14 protein-coding genes are annotated in these 14,018 nt (G+C 40.3%); 6 read left to right on the forward strand and 8 right to left on the reverse strand.

The genetic code is table 11. The annotated features are described in order from the left end of the window. Window positions 1-31: 31 nt before the first annotated feature. A complete protein-coding gene (locus Bovatus_RS03960) occupies window positions 32-1,420 on the reverse strand; it encodes a peptide MFS transporter (RefSeq protein WP_004295896.1) in 1,389 nt (462 codons plus the stop codon). Between the two features lie 96 nt (window positions 1,421-1,516). Here Bovatus_RS03960 and Bovatus_RS03965 point away from each other — a divergent pair, with 96 nt between their 5' ends. Then, window positions 1,517-1,939: a BT0820 family HAD-type phosphatase gene (locus Bovatus_RS03965; protein ID WP_004295895.1), complete on the forward strand. Its 423-nt coding sequence runs from the start codon at window positions 1,517-1,519 to the stop codon at window positions 1,937-1,939. A gap of 112 nt (window positions 1,940-2,051) precedes the next feature. Here Bovatus_RS03965 and Bovatus_RS03970 read toward each other — a convergent pair whose 3' ends face one another. Further along, a complete protein-coding gene (locus tag Bovatus_RS03970) occupies window positions 2,052-2,300 on the reverse strand; it encodes a DUF6965 family protein (protein ID WP_004295894.1) in 249 nt (82 codons plus the stop codon). 144 nt (window positions 2,301-2,444) lie between these two features. Between Bovatus_RS03970 and Bovatus_RS03975 the strand changes: the two genes are divergently transcribed. The 4 genes from Bovatus_RS03975 to Bovatus_RS03990 all read left to right on the forward strand — a co-directional run bounded on the left by Bovatus_RS03975 (window position 2,445) and on the right by Bovatus_RS03990 (window position 4,610). Beyond that, on the forward strand, window positions 2,445-2,879 hold the full coding sequence (locus Bovatus_RS03975) for a copper resistance protein NlpE (protein ID WP_004295893.1): 435 nt from the start codon (window positions 2,445-2,447) through the stop codon (window positions 2,877-2,879). A 90-nt stretch (window positions 2,880-2,969) separates the two neighbouring features. Next, window positions 2,970-3,419 (forward strand): DoxX family protein, encoded by a 450-nt coding sequence (locus Bovatus_RS03980; protein ID WP_004295892.1) that lies wholly within the window; start codon window positions 2,970-2,972, stop codon window positions 3,417-3,419. A gap of 93 nt (window positions 3,420-3,512) precedes the next feature. Then, window positions 3,513-4,064, forward strand: a complete 552-nt coding sequence (locus Bovatus_RS03985) for a DUF3332 domain-containing protein (protein WP_004295891.1) — start codon at window positions 3,513-3,515, stop codon at window positions 4,062-4,064. Window positions 4,065-4,157: 93 nt separating this feature from the next. Beyond that, a complete protein-coding gene (locus Bovatus_RS03990) occupies window positions 4,158-4,610 on the forward strand; it encodes a hypothetical protein (protein ID WP_004295890.1) in 453 nt (150 codons plus the stop codon). Here the strand turns inward: Bovatus_RS03990 and tamL are convergent. After that, window positions 4,564-6,873 carry a translocation and assembly module lipoprotein TamL gene (tamL, locus tag Bovatus_RS03995; RefSeq protein WP_004295889.1) on the reverse strand — a complete coding sequence of 770 codons (2,310 nt, stop codon included), beginning with the start codon at window positions 6,871-6,873 and terminating at the stop codon, window positions 4,564-4,566. The genes Bovatus_RS03990 and tamL overlap by 47 nt on opposite strands. Before the next feature lie 142 nt (window positions 6,874-7,015). Between tamL and Bovatus_RS04000 the strand changes: the two genes are divergently transcribed. After that, window positions 7,016-7,780 carry a TrmH family RNA methyltransferase gene (locus Bovatus_RS04000; protein ID WP_004295887.1) on the forward strand — a complete coding sequence of 255 codons (765 nt, stop codon included), beginning with the start codon at window positions 7,016-7,018 and terminating at the stop codon, window positions 7,778-7,780. Here Bovatus_RS04000 and Bovatus_RS04005 read toward each other — a convergent pair. From Bovatus_RS04005 to ileS, 5 genes are all read right to left on the reverse strand, one after another. Continuing rightward, window positions 7,731-8,123, reverse strand: coding sequence for a hypothetical protein (locus Bovatus_RS04005; RefSeq protein WP_004295886.1), 393 nt, complete (start codon window positions 8,121-8,123; stop codon window positions 7,731-7,733). The genes Bovatus_RS04000 and Bovatus_RS04005 overlap by 50 nt on opposite strands. Before the next feature lie 5 nt (window positions 8,124-8,128). After that, the gene (locus Bovatus_RS04010) at window positions 8,129-9,205 is read right to left on the reverse strand and encodes a DUF4296 domain-containing protein (protein WP_004295885.1); all 1,077 of its coding nucleotides are present in this window, start codon (window positions 9,203-9,205) and stop codon (window positions 8,129-8,131) included. Continuing rightward, window positions 9,195-9,851, reverse strand: coding sequence for a lipoprotein signal peptidase (locus Bovatus_RS04015; RefSeq protein WP_004295884.1), 657 nt, complete (start codon window positions 9,849-9,851; stop codon window positions 9,195-9,197). The genes Bovatus_RS04010 and Bovatus_RS04015 overlap by 11 nt, the downstream gene beginning before the upstream one ends. A 97-nt stretch (window positions 9,852-9,948) precedes the next feature. Continuing rightward, window positions 9,949-10,329 (reverse strand): TraR/DksA family transcriptional regulator, encoded by a 381-nt coding sequence (locus tag Bovatus_RS04020; RefSeq protein WP_004295883.1) that lies wholly within the window; start codon window positions 10,327-10,329, stop codon window positions 9,949-9,951. Between the two features lie 35 nt (window positions 10,330-10,364). After that, window positions 10,365-13,853 (reverse strand): isoleucine--tRNA ligase, encoded by a 3,489-nt coding sequence (gene ileS / locus Bovatus_RS04025; RefSeq protein ID WP_004295882.1) that lies wholly within the window; start codon window positions 13,851-13,853, stop codon window positions 10,365-10,367. Between the last annotated feature and the right edge of the window lie 165 nt (window positions 13,854-14,018).

Raw genomic sequence — 14,018 nt, forward strand, 5'->3', positions numbered from 1 at the left:
TGACGGCAAATATACATAAAAAAGCAGAGAATTACCGAGAAGCCTCCTTCTTTTTGTCGATGGATTCGGTGATTTTTGCAAATAATAGTAGCGCTACAGCGGCAATCAGGCCTATAGCAGCAAAGTAATACCATATATAATGGGCATTTCCACTAGCTGCCTCCCATGCTTCCCGCGTCTCGAACAAAGCCGGATCCGGACAATATTTAGTGAGCAAAATTCCCGCCAGACCAAAACCGAAAATAGAAGAAAGGAATGAATGTAAATGACTGAATCCTAAATACATTCCTTCTTCTCCTTTCGGAGCCTGTAAAGAGAAATATTCCAGATAACGCGGTGAAATGAAACATTCGGCAAGCGCCTGCACAACTATACCCGCAATCATCATCAGAGTAATATTGCTCATACCTGTAATAAGATCATTACCCAACAAATTTCCACATGCCATCAGTAATGCCGAAATAGGAATCAAAAACATTCCCACATTCATCGAAGTAATCGCACTGCGTTTGGCCATCAAACGGGTGATAAAACTAACGCAGCAAACCACCACAAACGGATTCACGTTGGCAATCCAACCCGGTTTTGCCGTCTCTCCAGCCATACGAATCACATATTTAGGCATAGTGGCATAAAGCTGCTGTTGCACCATCCAGAAACCTGTAACAATCAAAATAAGAATCAATAAACGCCAGTTTGTGATGATTCGCATAAATCCCTGTCCAATCTCATGGAGACTTTTTCCTTCACCTGCCGTATGCGTCGATTTATAAAGAAGAATAACAGCAAGTAAAGCAACTATTGTCATCGCACCGGAGAAATAATTAATATAGATATACGCTTGTTCACCAATGACATTACGCAAAGGATCGATAATCGTTTTACCGGTGAAAGCACCCACATTTACCATCATATAAAATATGGAATAACCACGGGCACGGGTTGCTTCCGTTGTTTCTTTAGCCACAGAAGCGGAGATAATGGACTTAATGAAAGAACCTCCCACCATAAGTACAAACAAAACCGGCACGATGATCCACCGGGTATAGCTATCAGGCAAACCATTAAATTGAGTAGTGGCACCATAACTAACCAAACCGGCAGCTTCCAGTAAAGTGGGCAGTACACCCAACCCTAAATATCCGATGGATAATAAGGAAAATGCTATAATCATTGATTTCCGGAAACCGATCTTGTCAGCATAAGCACCGGAAAAAATAGGAAGCAGATACAATCCACCGGAAAAAAGCCCGGAAATCATACTTGCTTCGAAATCATTAAAACCTAAAATGGAAGATAGATAAATAGTGAGAACGATAAAAACGGCATAATATGCCATACGCTCAAACAGTTCGACTGTGTTGCTGACCCAAAATGCTCTCGTAAAGCCTTTAGCAGCACGCTGAGGGGAATTGTTCATGTATTTATATTTTTATTAAAATGTTAATTTGAGACAAAGATACGTTTTTTTGGCTTACTGTCCGTATCTTTGTTCCAAATTAGGTAATTAAAAACTATGATTATAGCTGTTGATTTTGACGGAACGATTGTAGAACATCGTTATCCACGCATTGGTGAAGAGATTCCATTCGCTGTTGACACATTGAAGTTATTGCAACAAGAAAAGCATCGTTTAATACTGTGGAGTGTGCGTGAAGGAGCACTTCTGGACGAAGCTGTCGAATGGTGTAAAGCCAGAGGTTTAGAATTTTATGCCGTTAATAAGGATTATCCTGAAGAGCAGAAAGGCCATCAGGGATTCTCTCGAAAGTTGAAAGCCGACATGTTCATTGACGATCGAAATCTGGGTGGTTTACCAGACTGGGGAGTCATTTACGAAATGATTAAAGAGAAAAAGACGTTTGCAGATATCTATAGCCAAAACGGAGAAGAAGAAAAAACATCCCTGAAAAAGAAGAAAAGATGGCTGCCTTTTTAGGAAGCTGATAAATATCAAACTAATAAAATAGAAATGCACTCTTATCTGACATGATTAGAGTGCATTTCTATATTCATAAATGATTTATCATTCAACATTGAATCGCAATTTGCTACGCTTCTTTATTTTCCCACTTTTCCCTAAACTCCCATAATTGCTCAATAGTGGGATGAAAAGTCGGATTCTCCCAGTTTCTGGAAATCATTGCAATCAAAGATTCCAAATACGATTTACCATCAATAATGGTAGTACATTTATTGACCTGATATCTTTCTGTTGGATAATTCTTTGTCTCAATCATCTTTTTTGCCCAGTTCAATAATTCCTGAACAGCTTCATTGTCATAAGTATGTTGTGCCATATCTTTAGAATTTTCCGCAAAGATACAAAGTTTATTTATTCATAAATAAAGTTGTTCGTTTCTTTTTACTATAAAGATTCCATTTTAAATTTATACCTTTACGTCCAATATACTCAATTAGACTAACTAATAGAAACAATAATTATGAAGAAAATTTTCATTTTAGTATGTTCATGTGCTCTTTTGGCAGCATGCAACAATAGCGCGAAAACAAACAAGAGTGCCGGTGCAGACAGTACTTCAATCGAAGTAACCGATATCCATAATGCGGAAAATTCACTTGATTACGAAGGAACTTATAAAGGAGTTTTCCCCGCTGCCGATTGTCCGGGTATTGAAACAACCCTGACATTAAATCCGGACAAAACATTCAGCCTCCATTCCGTATATATCGATAGAGACAGCTCATTTGACGAAAAAGGTACATATACTTTAAAAGACAACCTATTGACTCTTAATGAAGAAGGCGGAGAACTTTCTTATTATAAAGTAGAAGAAAATCATTTACGCAAACTAACAATGGATAAACAAGAAATAACCGGAGAACTTGCAGACCATTATGTTTTAAATAAGGAATAAGGTCCAAACAAATTTTGCTATCAATAGAGAACAAATTCAATATTTTTTATGTTTATATAAATAGATATAAACTTAAAAATAGAACAACTTATGATTTATAGTTTTTTATTTCCCACAAAATCGAATACAACGAAAGTATCTTTGTTGCTATTGGCTGTCCGGATCATCTTCGGTATATTATTAATGAACCACGGTATCCAGAAATGGAGTAACTTCCAGGAGATGTCAGCAGTATTTCCTGATCCGCTTGGAATAGGAAGTCCCCTATCTCTCGGATTAGCAATTTTTGGCGAACTCGTATGTTCGATGGCATTTATCATCGGATTCCTGTATCGCTTGGCAATGATCCCGATGATTTTCACAATGATAGTAGCCTTCTTTGTTGTTCATGCTAATGACGTATTTGCGGTTAAAGAGCTAGCTTTCATCTATTTAGTTGTATTTATATTGATGTATATTGCCGGTCCCGGTAAATTTTCAATAGACCATATCATAGGAAACGAATTGTCACGGCGGAAGTCAAGAGTATACAAAAATTAGAAATAACAGCCCCGATTAATTAAAAAATATTATATTTGCATACACATAAGAGAGAAATTATCAATATTTTTTATTAATCAAAAACATTTTAACATGAAAAGAGGAAAACTGACTTTAGTCGCAGTAGTACTTAGTGGTAGCTTATTATTCAGTTCTTGTGTAGGATCATTTGGTTTATTCAACCGCCTGTCTTCCTGGAATCAATCAGTTGGAAACAAGTTTGTAAACGAACTCGTATTCCTTGCTTTCAACATTGTTCCGGTTTATGGTGTAGCTTACCTGGCTGATGCTTTAGTTATCAACTCAATCGAATTCTGGAGTGGCTCCAATCCGATGGCTAATGTAGGTGACGTAAAGAAAGTAAAAGGAGAAAACGGCAACTACATGGTGAAAACTCTTGAGAATGGATATTCCATTACTAAAGAGGGCGAAACTGCTTCAATGGACCTGATCTACAACAAAGAAGCCAACACATGGAATGTCGTTGCAAACGGTGAAAGCGCTGAATTAGTAAAAATGAACAATGATGGCACTGCTGATTTGTTCTTGCCAAATGGCGAAAAGATGAATGTAACGCTGGATGCTCAAGGCATGCTGGCAGCACGCCAGGCTACAATGAGCAATTTTATGTTTGCCGCCCGCTAAAAATAAAAACAAATACGAAGGAGATGAAACATCATATAGGAGTTTCATCTCCTTTTTCAATCTTATCTTCTTCTATCAAGAATCTTTTGTACTATGAATAAACTACATACACTTATCTATTCTGTTCTAATCTTCACCTGTCTATCTTGTCAGCAACAGACTCCTCAAACTCAAATAGAACAGACAGCCATAGATTTTTGTGAAGCCTTTTATAATTTCAATTATCCGGTCGCCAAAGAATGGAGCACGCCTTCTTCTCAATCTTATCTTAGTTTCTTAGCATCTAATGTCGGGCAACCCCATCTGGAGCAACTTAAGACACGAGGCGCTGCAAAAGTTTCTGTTATTTCAAGTGAGATAGATGCTAATTTAGAAGAAGCGTCGGTTGTCTGCCAAATCAAAAATGCATTCGTCATTCATCCCATCGGAGGAAAAATGGAATACGTAAGTTCCCTGCAAGATACGCTCGAATTAGTAAGAGTAAATAATAAATGGCTGATTAGAAAGGATATCCCACAGCAAAATGGAAAGCAAAGTCACGACTGAATTTAGGATGAATGATGGGGAAATGCTCTTTCCTCGTTTCATAGGCAGGATTGACAGCTTTCATACCTCCGTCAAAACGCAAAATAAAGAAATCCAAATCCAGGCGGAGACCTAATCCGTAGGCCACTGCTATTTGCTTATAAAACCTATCAAACTTGAAAACCCCTCCCGGTTGATTGGCATAACTCCGGATGGTCCAGATATTACCAGCATCAATAAATACCGCCCCCTGAAACTTCCAGAATAACTTGCTTCGGTATTCAATACTGGCATCCAGTTTAATATCTCCGGATTGATCGAGCAAATTCCCATTTCCTGCAAAAGAGCCCGGTCCCAAATCGCGAACACTCCATCCGCGGACACTATTGGCTCCACCAGAGAAATATTGTTTCTCAAACGGAATAGTCTTCGCATTTCCATAAGGTACAGCTATTCCCACACCAGCATGAAACGCAAAAGAGTTACGATAATCGATTCTGATATTCTTAGCAAAATCAAACTCCCCTTTCAGATATTGAGCATAAGGAATTCCCAGAATAGCGTATTCACCATTACTGTTCTTCCGAATGTTTGCAGCCTTTGACAGAGCATACATTACATTTCCCGCCGATTCGAAATTAAAACGGATGGAGTATGAATTAGAAGCAATCGTATTATTGATAATCGATCCTCCCACGCTATTATAATTATAGCTATATCCCATATTTATAATCAGTCGATCCTGATAATTATACTGGAATATATGGTTCTGTCCTTTATTTATATAGTCTTCTTTAAACCTTTCAGAGATACGGGGCAAATAAAGGAAAGCAATATTTATCAAATCAATACGGTGTTGTATCTTCTGACGTTGTGTCCACTTGTAACTCCAGTTAGCAGAAGCCATCGTACGCAAGAACTCCGGTCGCAACTGATAATTATACTGTAAACCAAACTCTGTTGTAGCCCTGATTTTCCGTTTAAAATCAGAGGAAATGAATGGGAACAGGAAATTAGGAAAGTTGATACTCGTTTCCACTCCATACTCCGTATAGTTATTATTTGAATAGCCTGCCTGAAGCCCGGAAATAACCTCATACGCTCCACGGAATTTTATCATAAACGTTTCCGACCCGCGAAAGAGATTCCTATTCTGGAAAGAAACGGAAGCTGCCGCTCCCAAGTCACCGGCAGAATTGGTTCCCTCTACCTCAAAGGATACCGATTTATGCTTGCTCTTAGTCAACATCACGTAACAATCGAGCATTGTTGAATCTCCAACTTGAGTCTCGATAAAACGGATATTCGTATATTTCAATGCAGACAAACGCCCGAAACTGGAATAAGTTTGCTGCACATCACGCTCATTAAACAAATCGCCGGAAGCAAACCGGAGGTTATCCGTAAGCACTTTAGGACGTAAATAGAGCTTATCCTTATAGTAAATCGGATATCCCTTATAATGAACCGAATCATTAATATCCACACTGCTCAAGGCAGAAGACTGCAAAACGTCATAATCCGTAATAAAATTAATCTTATTGATCCAATATTGCTGATGTGCCCTTGCCGAATCACTCGCATGCGCTTTATACATCTGCAAATGTTGAGTCAGATCTACATTATAAGTATTACGAACCGTATCGGCCGTATATCCGATATAATCCTTATTAAATTTATAATAGCCATTCCGAAGCAACTTATTCGTGATACGTTGTCTGTCCGCATCCAATACATTCACATCCAAATACATTCCTTCCTTCAACAAGCTTCTGGCAGAATCCTGTTTGAGAAGAGAGGCTATTTTAGGATCATAAATATCATATTTGATAGATTGAACAACGTAGGGTTTGCCGGTCGTTACATCATAATACAGCTTAATCTTTTTCTTTTTTATTTTAGTCGAACGCTTCACGGTTGCCGCCATATATCCCATATTGTGCACAGCCTTAGTGATCTCTTCTTCAGAGCGTTTCGCTTCGTCCTCGCTATATATTACAGGAGCATCCCCTATCCTTCTTAAAAATTTGTTTCCCCATTTGGTCGAATCACGCCCCGACAGATTATATACATAAAGTTGGGTCTTTATCAGACTGAACCACTTGGCATTAGGATTTTGGCGAACATACATGCGCAAGGAAGAAGGCCGTATATTTTTTTGGTCCGTACGAATTTTGACTTCATCCAGCAAATAAGATCCATCCGGCACAAACTTAGTGGTAGTACACGAAGCAAGTGACAAGACAGCAGCAGAAGCAAGCAAATAAAGAAAATTTCTCCTCATACGGTTTTACATCGATAGTATGAAAAATGCGCTTACAAAGATAAATTATATTTTCCGACGGGGAAAATAATTTAAGAAAAAGAGAGGAAAGTAAGGATAGATTGGAAATATCTTTATAGCTTTGCAAAAGAATATCAAATCTATGGCATCATTAAGTAAAAACAAAATAAAGTATATCCACTCGCTGGAACTGAAGAAAATACGTAAAGAAGAGCGGGTATTTCTGGCTGAAGGTCCTAAATTGGTAGGTGATTTACTCGGACATTTTCCCTGTCGTTTTTTAGCAGCCACTCCCTCCTGGTTTCAGGAGCATCCGGGTATTGACGCAAATGAACTGGTAGAAGTTTCACAGGAAGATCTTTCACGGGCCAGTTTATTGAAAACTCCCCAACAAGTACTTGCTATTTTCGAACAACCACAATATACTTTGGATCCGGAGGCAGTTCGTTCATCACTTTGCCTTGCATTGGACGATGTGCAGGATCCCGGAAATCTAGGTACCATTATCCGTTTGGCCGACTGGTTTGGCATCGAACATATTATCTGCTCGCAGAATACGGTAGATGTATATAACCCTAAGACCATACAAGCCACTATGGGTGGAATTGCACGGGTGAAAGTACATTATACTTCCCTCCCCGATTTTATCCGGTCGCTCGGAGATACTCCTGTGTTCGGTACGTTCCTGGATGGAAAAAACATGTATGAACAACCATTGTCTGCCAATGGATTGATCGTAATGGGAAATGAAGGGAATGGCATAGGGAAAGAGGTAGCCACATTAATCAATAGAAAATTATATATCCCCAATTATCCGGCAGGCCAAGAGACATCCGAGTCTCTGAATGTAGCCATTGCTACCGCAGTAATCTGTGCCGAGTTCCGTCGACAGGCTGCATGGAAGTAAAATCAAAAGGATAAAATAAATAAGGAAATAAAGCTTCCCCCTTCTTTTCTGCTTCCTGCAGATACTCATTAAAACATTGGGAAGATTGATGCGAAACACTGGCACTGGGAAGATTAATTTGAAACACTGGGATGTTTTTTAAAATCATCCCAGTGTTTTTTATTTCTTCCATCTGACTTTCAGAAAGCAGCACAATCACTCCCGGCATCCATTCAACCGATTCAATCTCTTCGGTCAATGGGAACACACCTCGGACAACTCCTTCGTCAGTGATCTCCACTACCTGCTGCTTCATATATCCGACGGCAGGTATCAGCAAATAATGAGAAGCAAAGCGTTTCATTACAATCAGTTGTTTGAACGTCTTTGTTGTTGCTGCCTGCGTTGATTCATCTGGCGTTCTTTTCTTTGCTCTATCCGTTCCTTTTGGATATGCTGTTCCACCTGAATCTGCTCCGGCTTCTTCTCACGATGAGTTCCCGTACGACGACGGTTCATCTCTTCCGGTGTCAGACGCTGAATGTCATCTTTATTCTTGTCTATGACCTTATGTAAAGAGTCGGCATTTTCTTTAGTAGCTATCTTCTTCAAAGAATCCGCTTTCAATGCTTCTATCTTATTCAAAGAATCGCGTACGGCAAATGCGAGCGTATCCGTACAATGATAACGAGTCATCATGAAGCGGTCGGCCAATACTGCCCCGCCTTTTTCCTGGCTATCCATCGGATAATAAATGAACCCTTTTATTTCTTTCATCGAACCTAATGTGTCTGCAAACAAACGAATTTGTTGCACACCCGGTTCAGTCACCGTTTTCCAATGATTGATCGTATCTTTCTCATAAATCACCTGCATAGCCATAGTGACACCTCTTAAAGAGTCGGCAAGCATCGGCTCCAGGAAACGATACCGCACTTCCCATACCAGTGTATCCCGGTCTTTGTAGTTAGAGTCGGTCGGCAAAGTAAATACATATTGATTATCCATCATTTCACCGGTCAAACGTACCATACGCTGCCACGGCCAGACATCGATGCTATCACCCTGCTTAGTCATTTTCGGTTTCTTATCACGCTTGGCTATCAGGTCGCCAACAAGTTCCTGTTCGTCTTTCAAGCGTTTTTTCACCTTATCATAAATTTTCGATAAAATCTCTGTGTTACGGGTATACCAAACCATGGATGAGTCAAATGCAGCTTGTGTAGTCCCGTATTTCTTGAAAACGGCGTTGATATACAATGCTTTCTTATAGTTCTCACTATAAGGCAAATTATCTCCCATAGACTTTGCCACATGATAATCATACAGCAAATTCTCCATCTTCGATTCCGAGATTACATCACTGGGTCTTTTCACTTTACACCCGGCTACCGCAAAAACGAACATGCAGATGAGACACAGATGAAACCGAAATCTATTTTTCATGATCCGTAGCTTCCTTTTTATCTTTATCCAGCGAATGATAAGACTCATTCAAATATTTACTATAAAAGAGTAACAAGGCAATGATACCGCAACTGATAGCGGCATCCGCAAAATTAAAGATCGGACTAAAGAATATAAAATGCTCTCCACCCACAAACGGCATCCATGTAGGCCAGTTTGTATCTATAATCGGAAAGTAAAACATATCCACCACTTTTCCGTAAAACCAGGTAGAATATCCACCACCTTCGGGCATGAAACTGGCAATCTGCGAATGAGTGCTTTCATTGAAAATAACTCCATAGAACACGCTATCTATGATATTCCCCAAAGCACCGGTCAGAATAAGAGCCACACAGACGATATAACCTGTTTTGAACCCTTTCTTTATGATTTTATAGAGATACCACCCTATCAATGCTACCGCAACAATGCGGAATGTTGTCAGGAATAACTTGCCGAAGATTTCCATACCGAAAGCCATCCCGTTGTTTTCGGTGAAATAGATATAAAACCAATCGGTCACACGTATACTTTCGTGCCAGTACATGTGAGTTTTAATCCAGACCTTGATGATCTGGTCAATAATCAATACGGAAAAGATAACGAGAAGGGCAATTCTCCCCTTCGTGAATAGTTTCTTCATGTGTTTATTATAAGTTAAACATAACGAGCTACAAGTGCCGTGCGTAAACTTTGCGCAGCTACTTGTAGCTCGTTACCTGTAGCCTACTTGCTATCTGTTATTTTTTACCACTGTTCTTTGCTTCAATGCTTAATGTAGCATGAGGAACAGCACGCAGACGTTCTGCCGGAATCAACTTTCCGGTTTCACGGCAAATGCCGTACGTTTTATTCTCAATACGTACCAAAGCAGCTTGTAATCCTTGGATAAACTTCAGCTGACGTTGTGCCAGTCGGGTCGTTTCTTCCTTGGAGAGCGTATTAGCTCCTTCTTCCAATACTTTATACGTAGGAGATGTATCGTCGGTATCATTACCGTCCAGTCCCATCAAACTTTTCTTCAACTGTTCATAGTCACGTTGTGCCAATTCCAGTTTCTCCATAATAATGGCACGGAATTCCTCGAGTTCCGCATCCGAATATCTAGTCTTTTCTGCCATAACTTTACAATTTTAAAAGGTTAATCAATATAGTATTAGTCTTTTATCACGTTCACAAACAATGAGAAGTCGTCAAACTCCAGCATTGTTCCGTCTTTCACTTCATCTACAAGTTCAAGAGATGTGCCTAAAACCTGGTTACAAATATAAGTATTATATTCATTTACCGCATCATCTGTTTGCGTATTTTTCGAGATAGTTATTTTTATTTTGTCTGTAATCTCGAAACCGCTTGACTTACGTATATTCTGAATACGGTTCACCAGTTCACGGGCAATACCCTCGCGACGCAGTTCTTCGGTAATGGTCACTTCAAGCGCTACTGTCAGTTTGCCTTCATTGGCAACCAGCCATCCCGGAATATCTTCACTAAAGATCTCGACATCTGATGCTTCAATAACAGCCTCCGCACCATCCAGGTTTAATGTATACTTTCCGTTTTTCTCCAATTCACCGATGGCTTCCTGTGACATTTCTGCAACAGCAGCAGCTACTGCTTTCATTTGCTTGCCAAATTTCGGGCCTAGCTTTTTAAAGTCACATTTCACTTTTTTCACCAATACACCGGCTGCACCATCAACGAATCTGACTTCTTTTACGTTCACTTCATTCATAATCAGGTTCTTCACAGCTTCGATATGAGCTTTCTGCTCTTCATCTACCACCGGAACCATGATACATTGCAGCGGTTGGCGTACCTTGATATTCACCTTGCGGCGCAATGCCAACACCATAGATGTAACATCCTGTGCCATTTGCATGCGGGCTTCCAGTTCCTTGTCTATCATTTCTTCCTGATATTTCGGGAATTCGGCAAGATGGACAGAAACTACATTGTCGCGTCCTGTTGCTGTAATCAAGTCAGTATACAGGCGGTCTGCATAGAACGGAGATACAGGAGCCATCAGTTTGGCAACTGTTTCGAGACAAGTGTACAATGTCTGATAAGCAGACAATTTATCCTGTGTAAATTCACCACCCCAGAAACGTTTACGATTCAGGCGAACATACCAGTTGGACAAATTATCATTCACAAAATCAGAAATCAAACGTCCTGCCTTTGTCGGTTCATATTCATTATAGCATGTATCTACCTCCTTTATTAATGTATTCAATACAGACAAGATCCAACGGTCGATCTCCGGACGTTCTGCCATCGGTACATCCGCTTCTTTATACTCAAATCCGTCTACATTCGCATAAAGCGCAAAGAATGAATACGTATTATATAAGGTACCGAAGAATTTACGGCGAACCTCTTCCACTCCTTCAACGTCAAATTTCAGGTTATCCCACGGAGAAGAATTGGTAATCATGTACCAACGCAACGGGTCGGAACCATACTTTTCAATTGTAGTAAACGGATCGACAGCGTTATTCAAACGTTTAGACATCTTGTTACCGTTCTTATCGAGCACCAGACCGTTAGAAATAACAGCTTTATAGGACACACTGTCAAATACCATCGTAGCGATAGCATGCAAGGTAAAGAACCAACCACGTGTCTGGTCTACTCCTTCCGCGATAAAGTCAGCCGGATATACCTGACGGTTATCCAACAGTTCTTTATTTTCGAACGGATAATGGATCTGCGCGTATGGCATAGCACCCGAATCGAACCATACATCAATCAAGTCTGATTCACGCTTCATCGGTTTGCCGTCTTTCGATACCAATATGACGTCGTCTACATAAGGACGGTGAAGATCAATCTTATCATAATTTTCTTCCGAATATTGACCCGGCACGAAACCTTTATCCTTGTATGGATTGGATTTCATAAATCCGGCAGCTACCGATTTCTCGATTTCATTATAAAGTTCTTCTACAGATTCGATGCATATCTCATCCGTATTATCTTCTGTACGCCAGATAGGTAATGGAGTCCCCCAATAACGAGAACGGCTAAGGTTCCAGTCATTCAGATTTTCCAGCCACTTGCCGAAACGGCCGGTTCCGGTAGATTCCGGTTTCCAGTTGATGGTTTTATTCAATTCCATCATTCGCTCCTTGCAAGCGGTAGAACGGATAAACCAGCTATCCAACGGATAATAAAGCACCGGTTTGTCTGTACGCCAGCAGTGCGGATAGTTGTGGACATGCTTTTCTATCTTGAAAGCCTTGTTGTCTGCTTTCATCATCATGGCAATGACAATATCCAACGATTCGGCAGCCTGCGCAGCTTTCTCATCGTATTTGCCATCCACCATAAATTGAGGATCATAAGCATTTTTCACCCATGCACCCTGATATTCTTTATATTTATCTACATCAACACATTCTTTTACGAAATTCTCATCCAGTTCATCCAACAGATAGAATTTACCAGTCAGATCCACCATCGGACGAGTTTCGCCTTTCTTATTAATCATGAAAAGTGACGGGATTCCTGCAGCACGTGCCACATTCGCATCGTCTGCACCAAATGTAGGTGCAATGTGAACAATACCTGTACCATCTTCTGTAGTAACATAATCACCCGGTATTACACGGAAAGCCTTATCACTAGGCTTCCAGTTGCCATCTTCGGATACCTCAACCGGTTTCACCCAAGGAATCAACTGCTCATATTCCATACCGACAAGATCAGTACCTTTATATTCGGCAATCACTTTAAATGGTACAAGTTTATCTCCAGCTTTGTAGTCCTCCAATTTCAGATCAGCAGCTTTTGCATTGAAGTGTACATTCAATAAAGCTTTTGCCAGAACAACCGTGATAGGTTCTCCGGTATAAGCGTTGTAAGACTGTACAGCCACATAGTCAATTTTGGGTCCCACACAAAGAGCCGTATTTGAAGGCAATGTCCATGGAGTAGTTGTCCAGGCGATAAAATAAGGAGTTCCCCATTCCGTCATTTCCGGTTTAGGATTCTTCATTTTAAATTGGGCAACGGCTGTTGTATCTTTTACGTCCCGATAACAGCCCGGTTGATTCAACTCATGTGAGCTCAATCCTGTTCCTGCAGCCGGTGAATACGGTTGGATCGTATATCCTTTATACAACAATCCTTTTTTATGCAGTTGCTTCAATAGCCACCATAATGTTTCAATATAGCGATTATCATACGTGATATAAGGGTGCTTCATATCCACCCAATATCCCATCCGATGAGTCAGGTCTTCCCACTCCTTGGTATATTTCATCACGTCTTTCCGACAAGCCGCATTGTAGTCGGCAACAGAGATTTTCTTACCAATATCTTCTTTTGTGATACCTAATGCCTTTTCTACACTTAGTTCCACAGGCAGTCCGTGCGTATCCCATCCGGCTTTACGCTTCACCTGATAACCCTTCATCGTTTTGTAGCGACAGAAAATGTCCTTAATGGTACGAGCCATTACATGGTGAATACCCGGCATACCATTAGCCGAGGGAGGTCCTTCGAAAAACACGAACGAAGGACAGCCATCACGTTCTGTCATACTCTTGGCGAAAACCTGGTTCTCGTCCCATTTCTTCAGCACATCTTTGTTCACCTGCGAAAGGTCAAACTGCGAATATTCAGTAAATCTCTTACCCATAGCTGTCTACGATTTTACTATTTACAATTTACAATTTGAGGGGTATCCCCATTTTTAAGGGTGCAAATTTACAAAAACATTTGTTTAGTTGAGCAAAAAGCTAGGACTTTTAATCGGATTCGTGTGAAGTTAACAATTATAAACCGCCTACAGCCTAAACAAAAC

This window comes from Bacteroides ovatus (assembly GCF_001314995.1).
Classification (GTDB): Bacteria; Bacteroidota; Bacteroidia; order Bacteroidales; family Bacteroidaceae; genus Bacteroides; species Bacteroides ovatus.

What these genes read in the sequence shown, in the direction of transcription:
- Bovatus_RS03990 (WP_004295890.1), top strand. Translation starts at nt 4,158, where the DNA reads ATGAATAAACTACATACACTTATCTATTCTGTTCTAATCTTCACCTGT.
- Bovatus_RS03975 (WP_004295893.1), top strand. Translation starts at nt 2,445, where the DNA reads ATGAAGAAAATTTTCATTTTAGTATGTTCATGTGCTCTTTTGGCAGCA.
- Bovatus_RS03965 (WP_004295895.1), top strand. Translation starts at nt 1,517, where the DNA reads ATGATTATAGCTGTTGATTTTGACGGAACGATTGTAGAACATCGTTAT.
- Bovatus_RS04015 (WP_004295884.1), bottom strand. Translation starts at nt 9,851, where the DNA reads ATGAAGAAACTATTCACGAAGGGGAGAATTGCCCTTCTCGTTATCTTT.
- Bovatus_RS04005 (WP_004295886.1), bottom strand. Translation starts at nt 8,123, where the DNA reads ATGAAACGCTTTGCTTCTCATTATTTGCTGATACCTGCCGTCGGATAT.
- Bovatus_RS03960 (WP_004295896.1), bottom strand. Translation starts at nt 1,420, where the DNA reads ATGAACAATTCCCCTCAGCGTGCTGCTAAAGGCTTTACGAGAGCATTT.
- Bovatus_RS03985 (WP_004295891.1), top strand. Translation starts at nt 3,513, where the DNA reads ATGAAAAGAGGAAAACTGACTTTAGTCGCAGTAGTACTTAGTGGTAGC.
- ileS (WP_004295882.1), bottom strand. Translation starts at nt 13,853, where the DNA reads ATGGGTAAGAGATTTACTGAATATTCGCAGTTTGACCTTTCGCAGGTG.
- Bovatus_RS04010 (WP_004295885.1), bottom strand. Translation starts at nt 9,205, where the DNA reads ATGAAAAATAGATTTCGGTTTCATCTGTGTCTCATCTGCATGTTCGTT.
- Bovatus_RS03980 (WP_004295892.1), top strand. Translation starts at nt 2,970, where the DNA reads ATGATTTATAGTTTTTTATTTCCCACAAAATCGAATACAACGAAAGTA.
- Bovatus_RS04000 (WP_004295887.1), top strand. Translation starts at nt 7,016, where the DNA reads ATGGCATCATTAAGTAAAAACAAAATAAAGTATATCCACTCGCTGGAA.
- Bovatus_RS04020 (WP_004295883.1), bottom strand. Translation starts at nt 10,329, where the DNA reads ATGGCAGAAAAGACTAGATATTCGGATGCGGAACTCGAGGAATTCCGT.
- tamL (WP_004295889.1), bottom strand. Translation starts at nt 6,873, where the DNA reads ATGAGGAGAAATTTTCTTTATTTGCTTGCTTCTGCTGCTGTCTTGTCA.
- Bovatus_RS03970 (WP_004295894.1), bottom strand. Translation starts at nt 2,300, where the DNA reads ATGGCACAACATACTTATGACAATGAAGCTGTTCAGGAATTATTGAAC.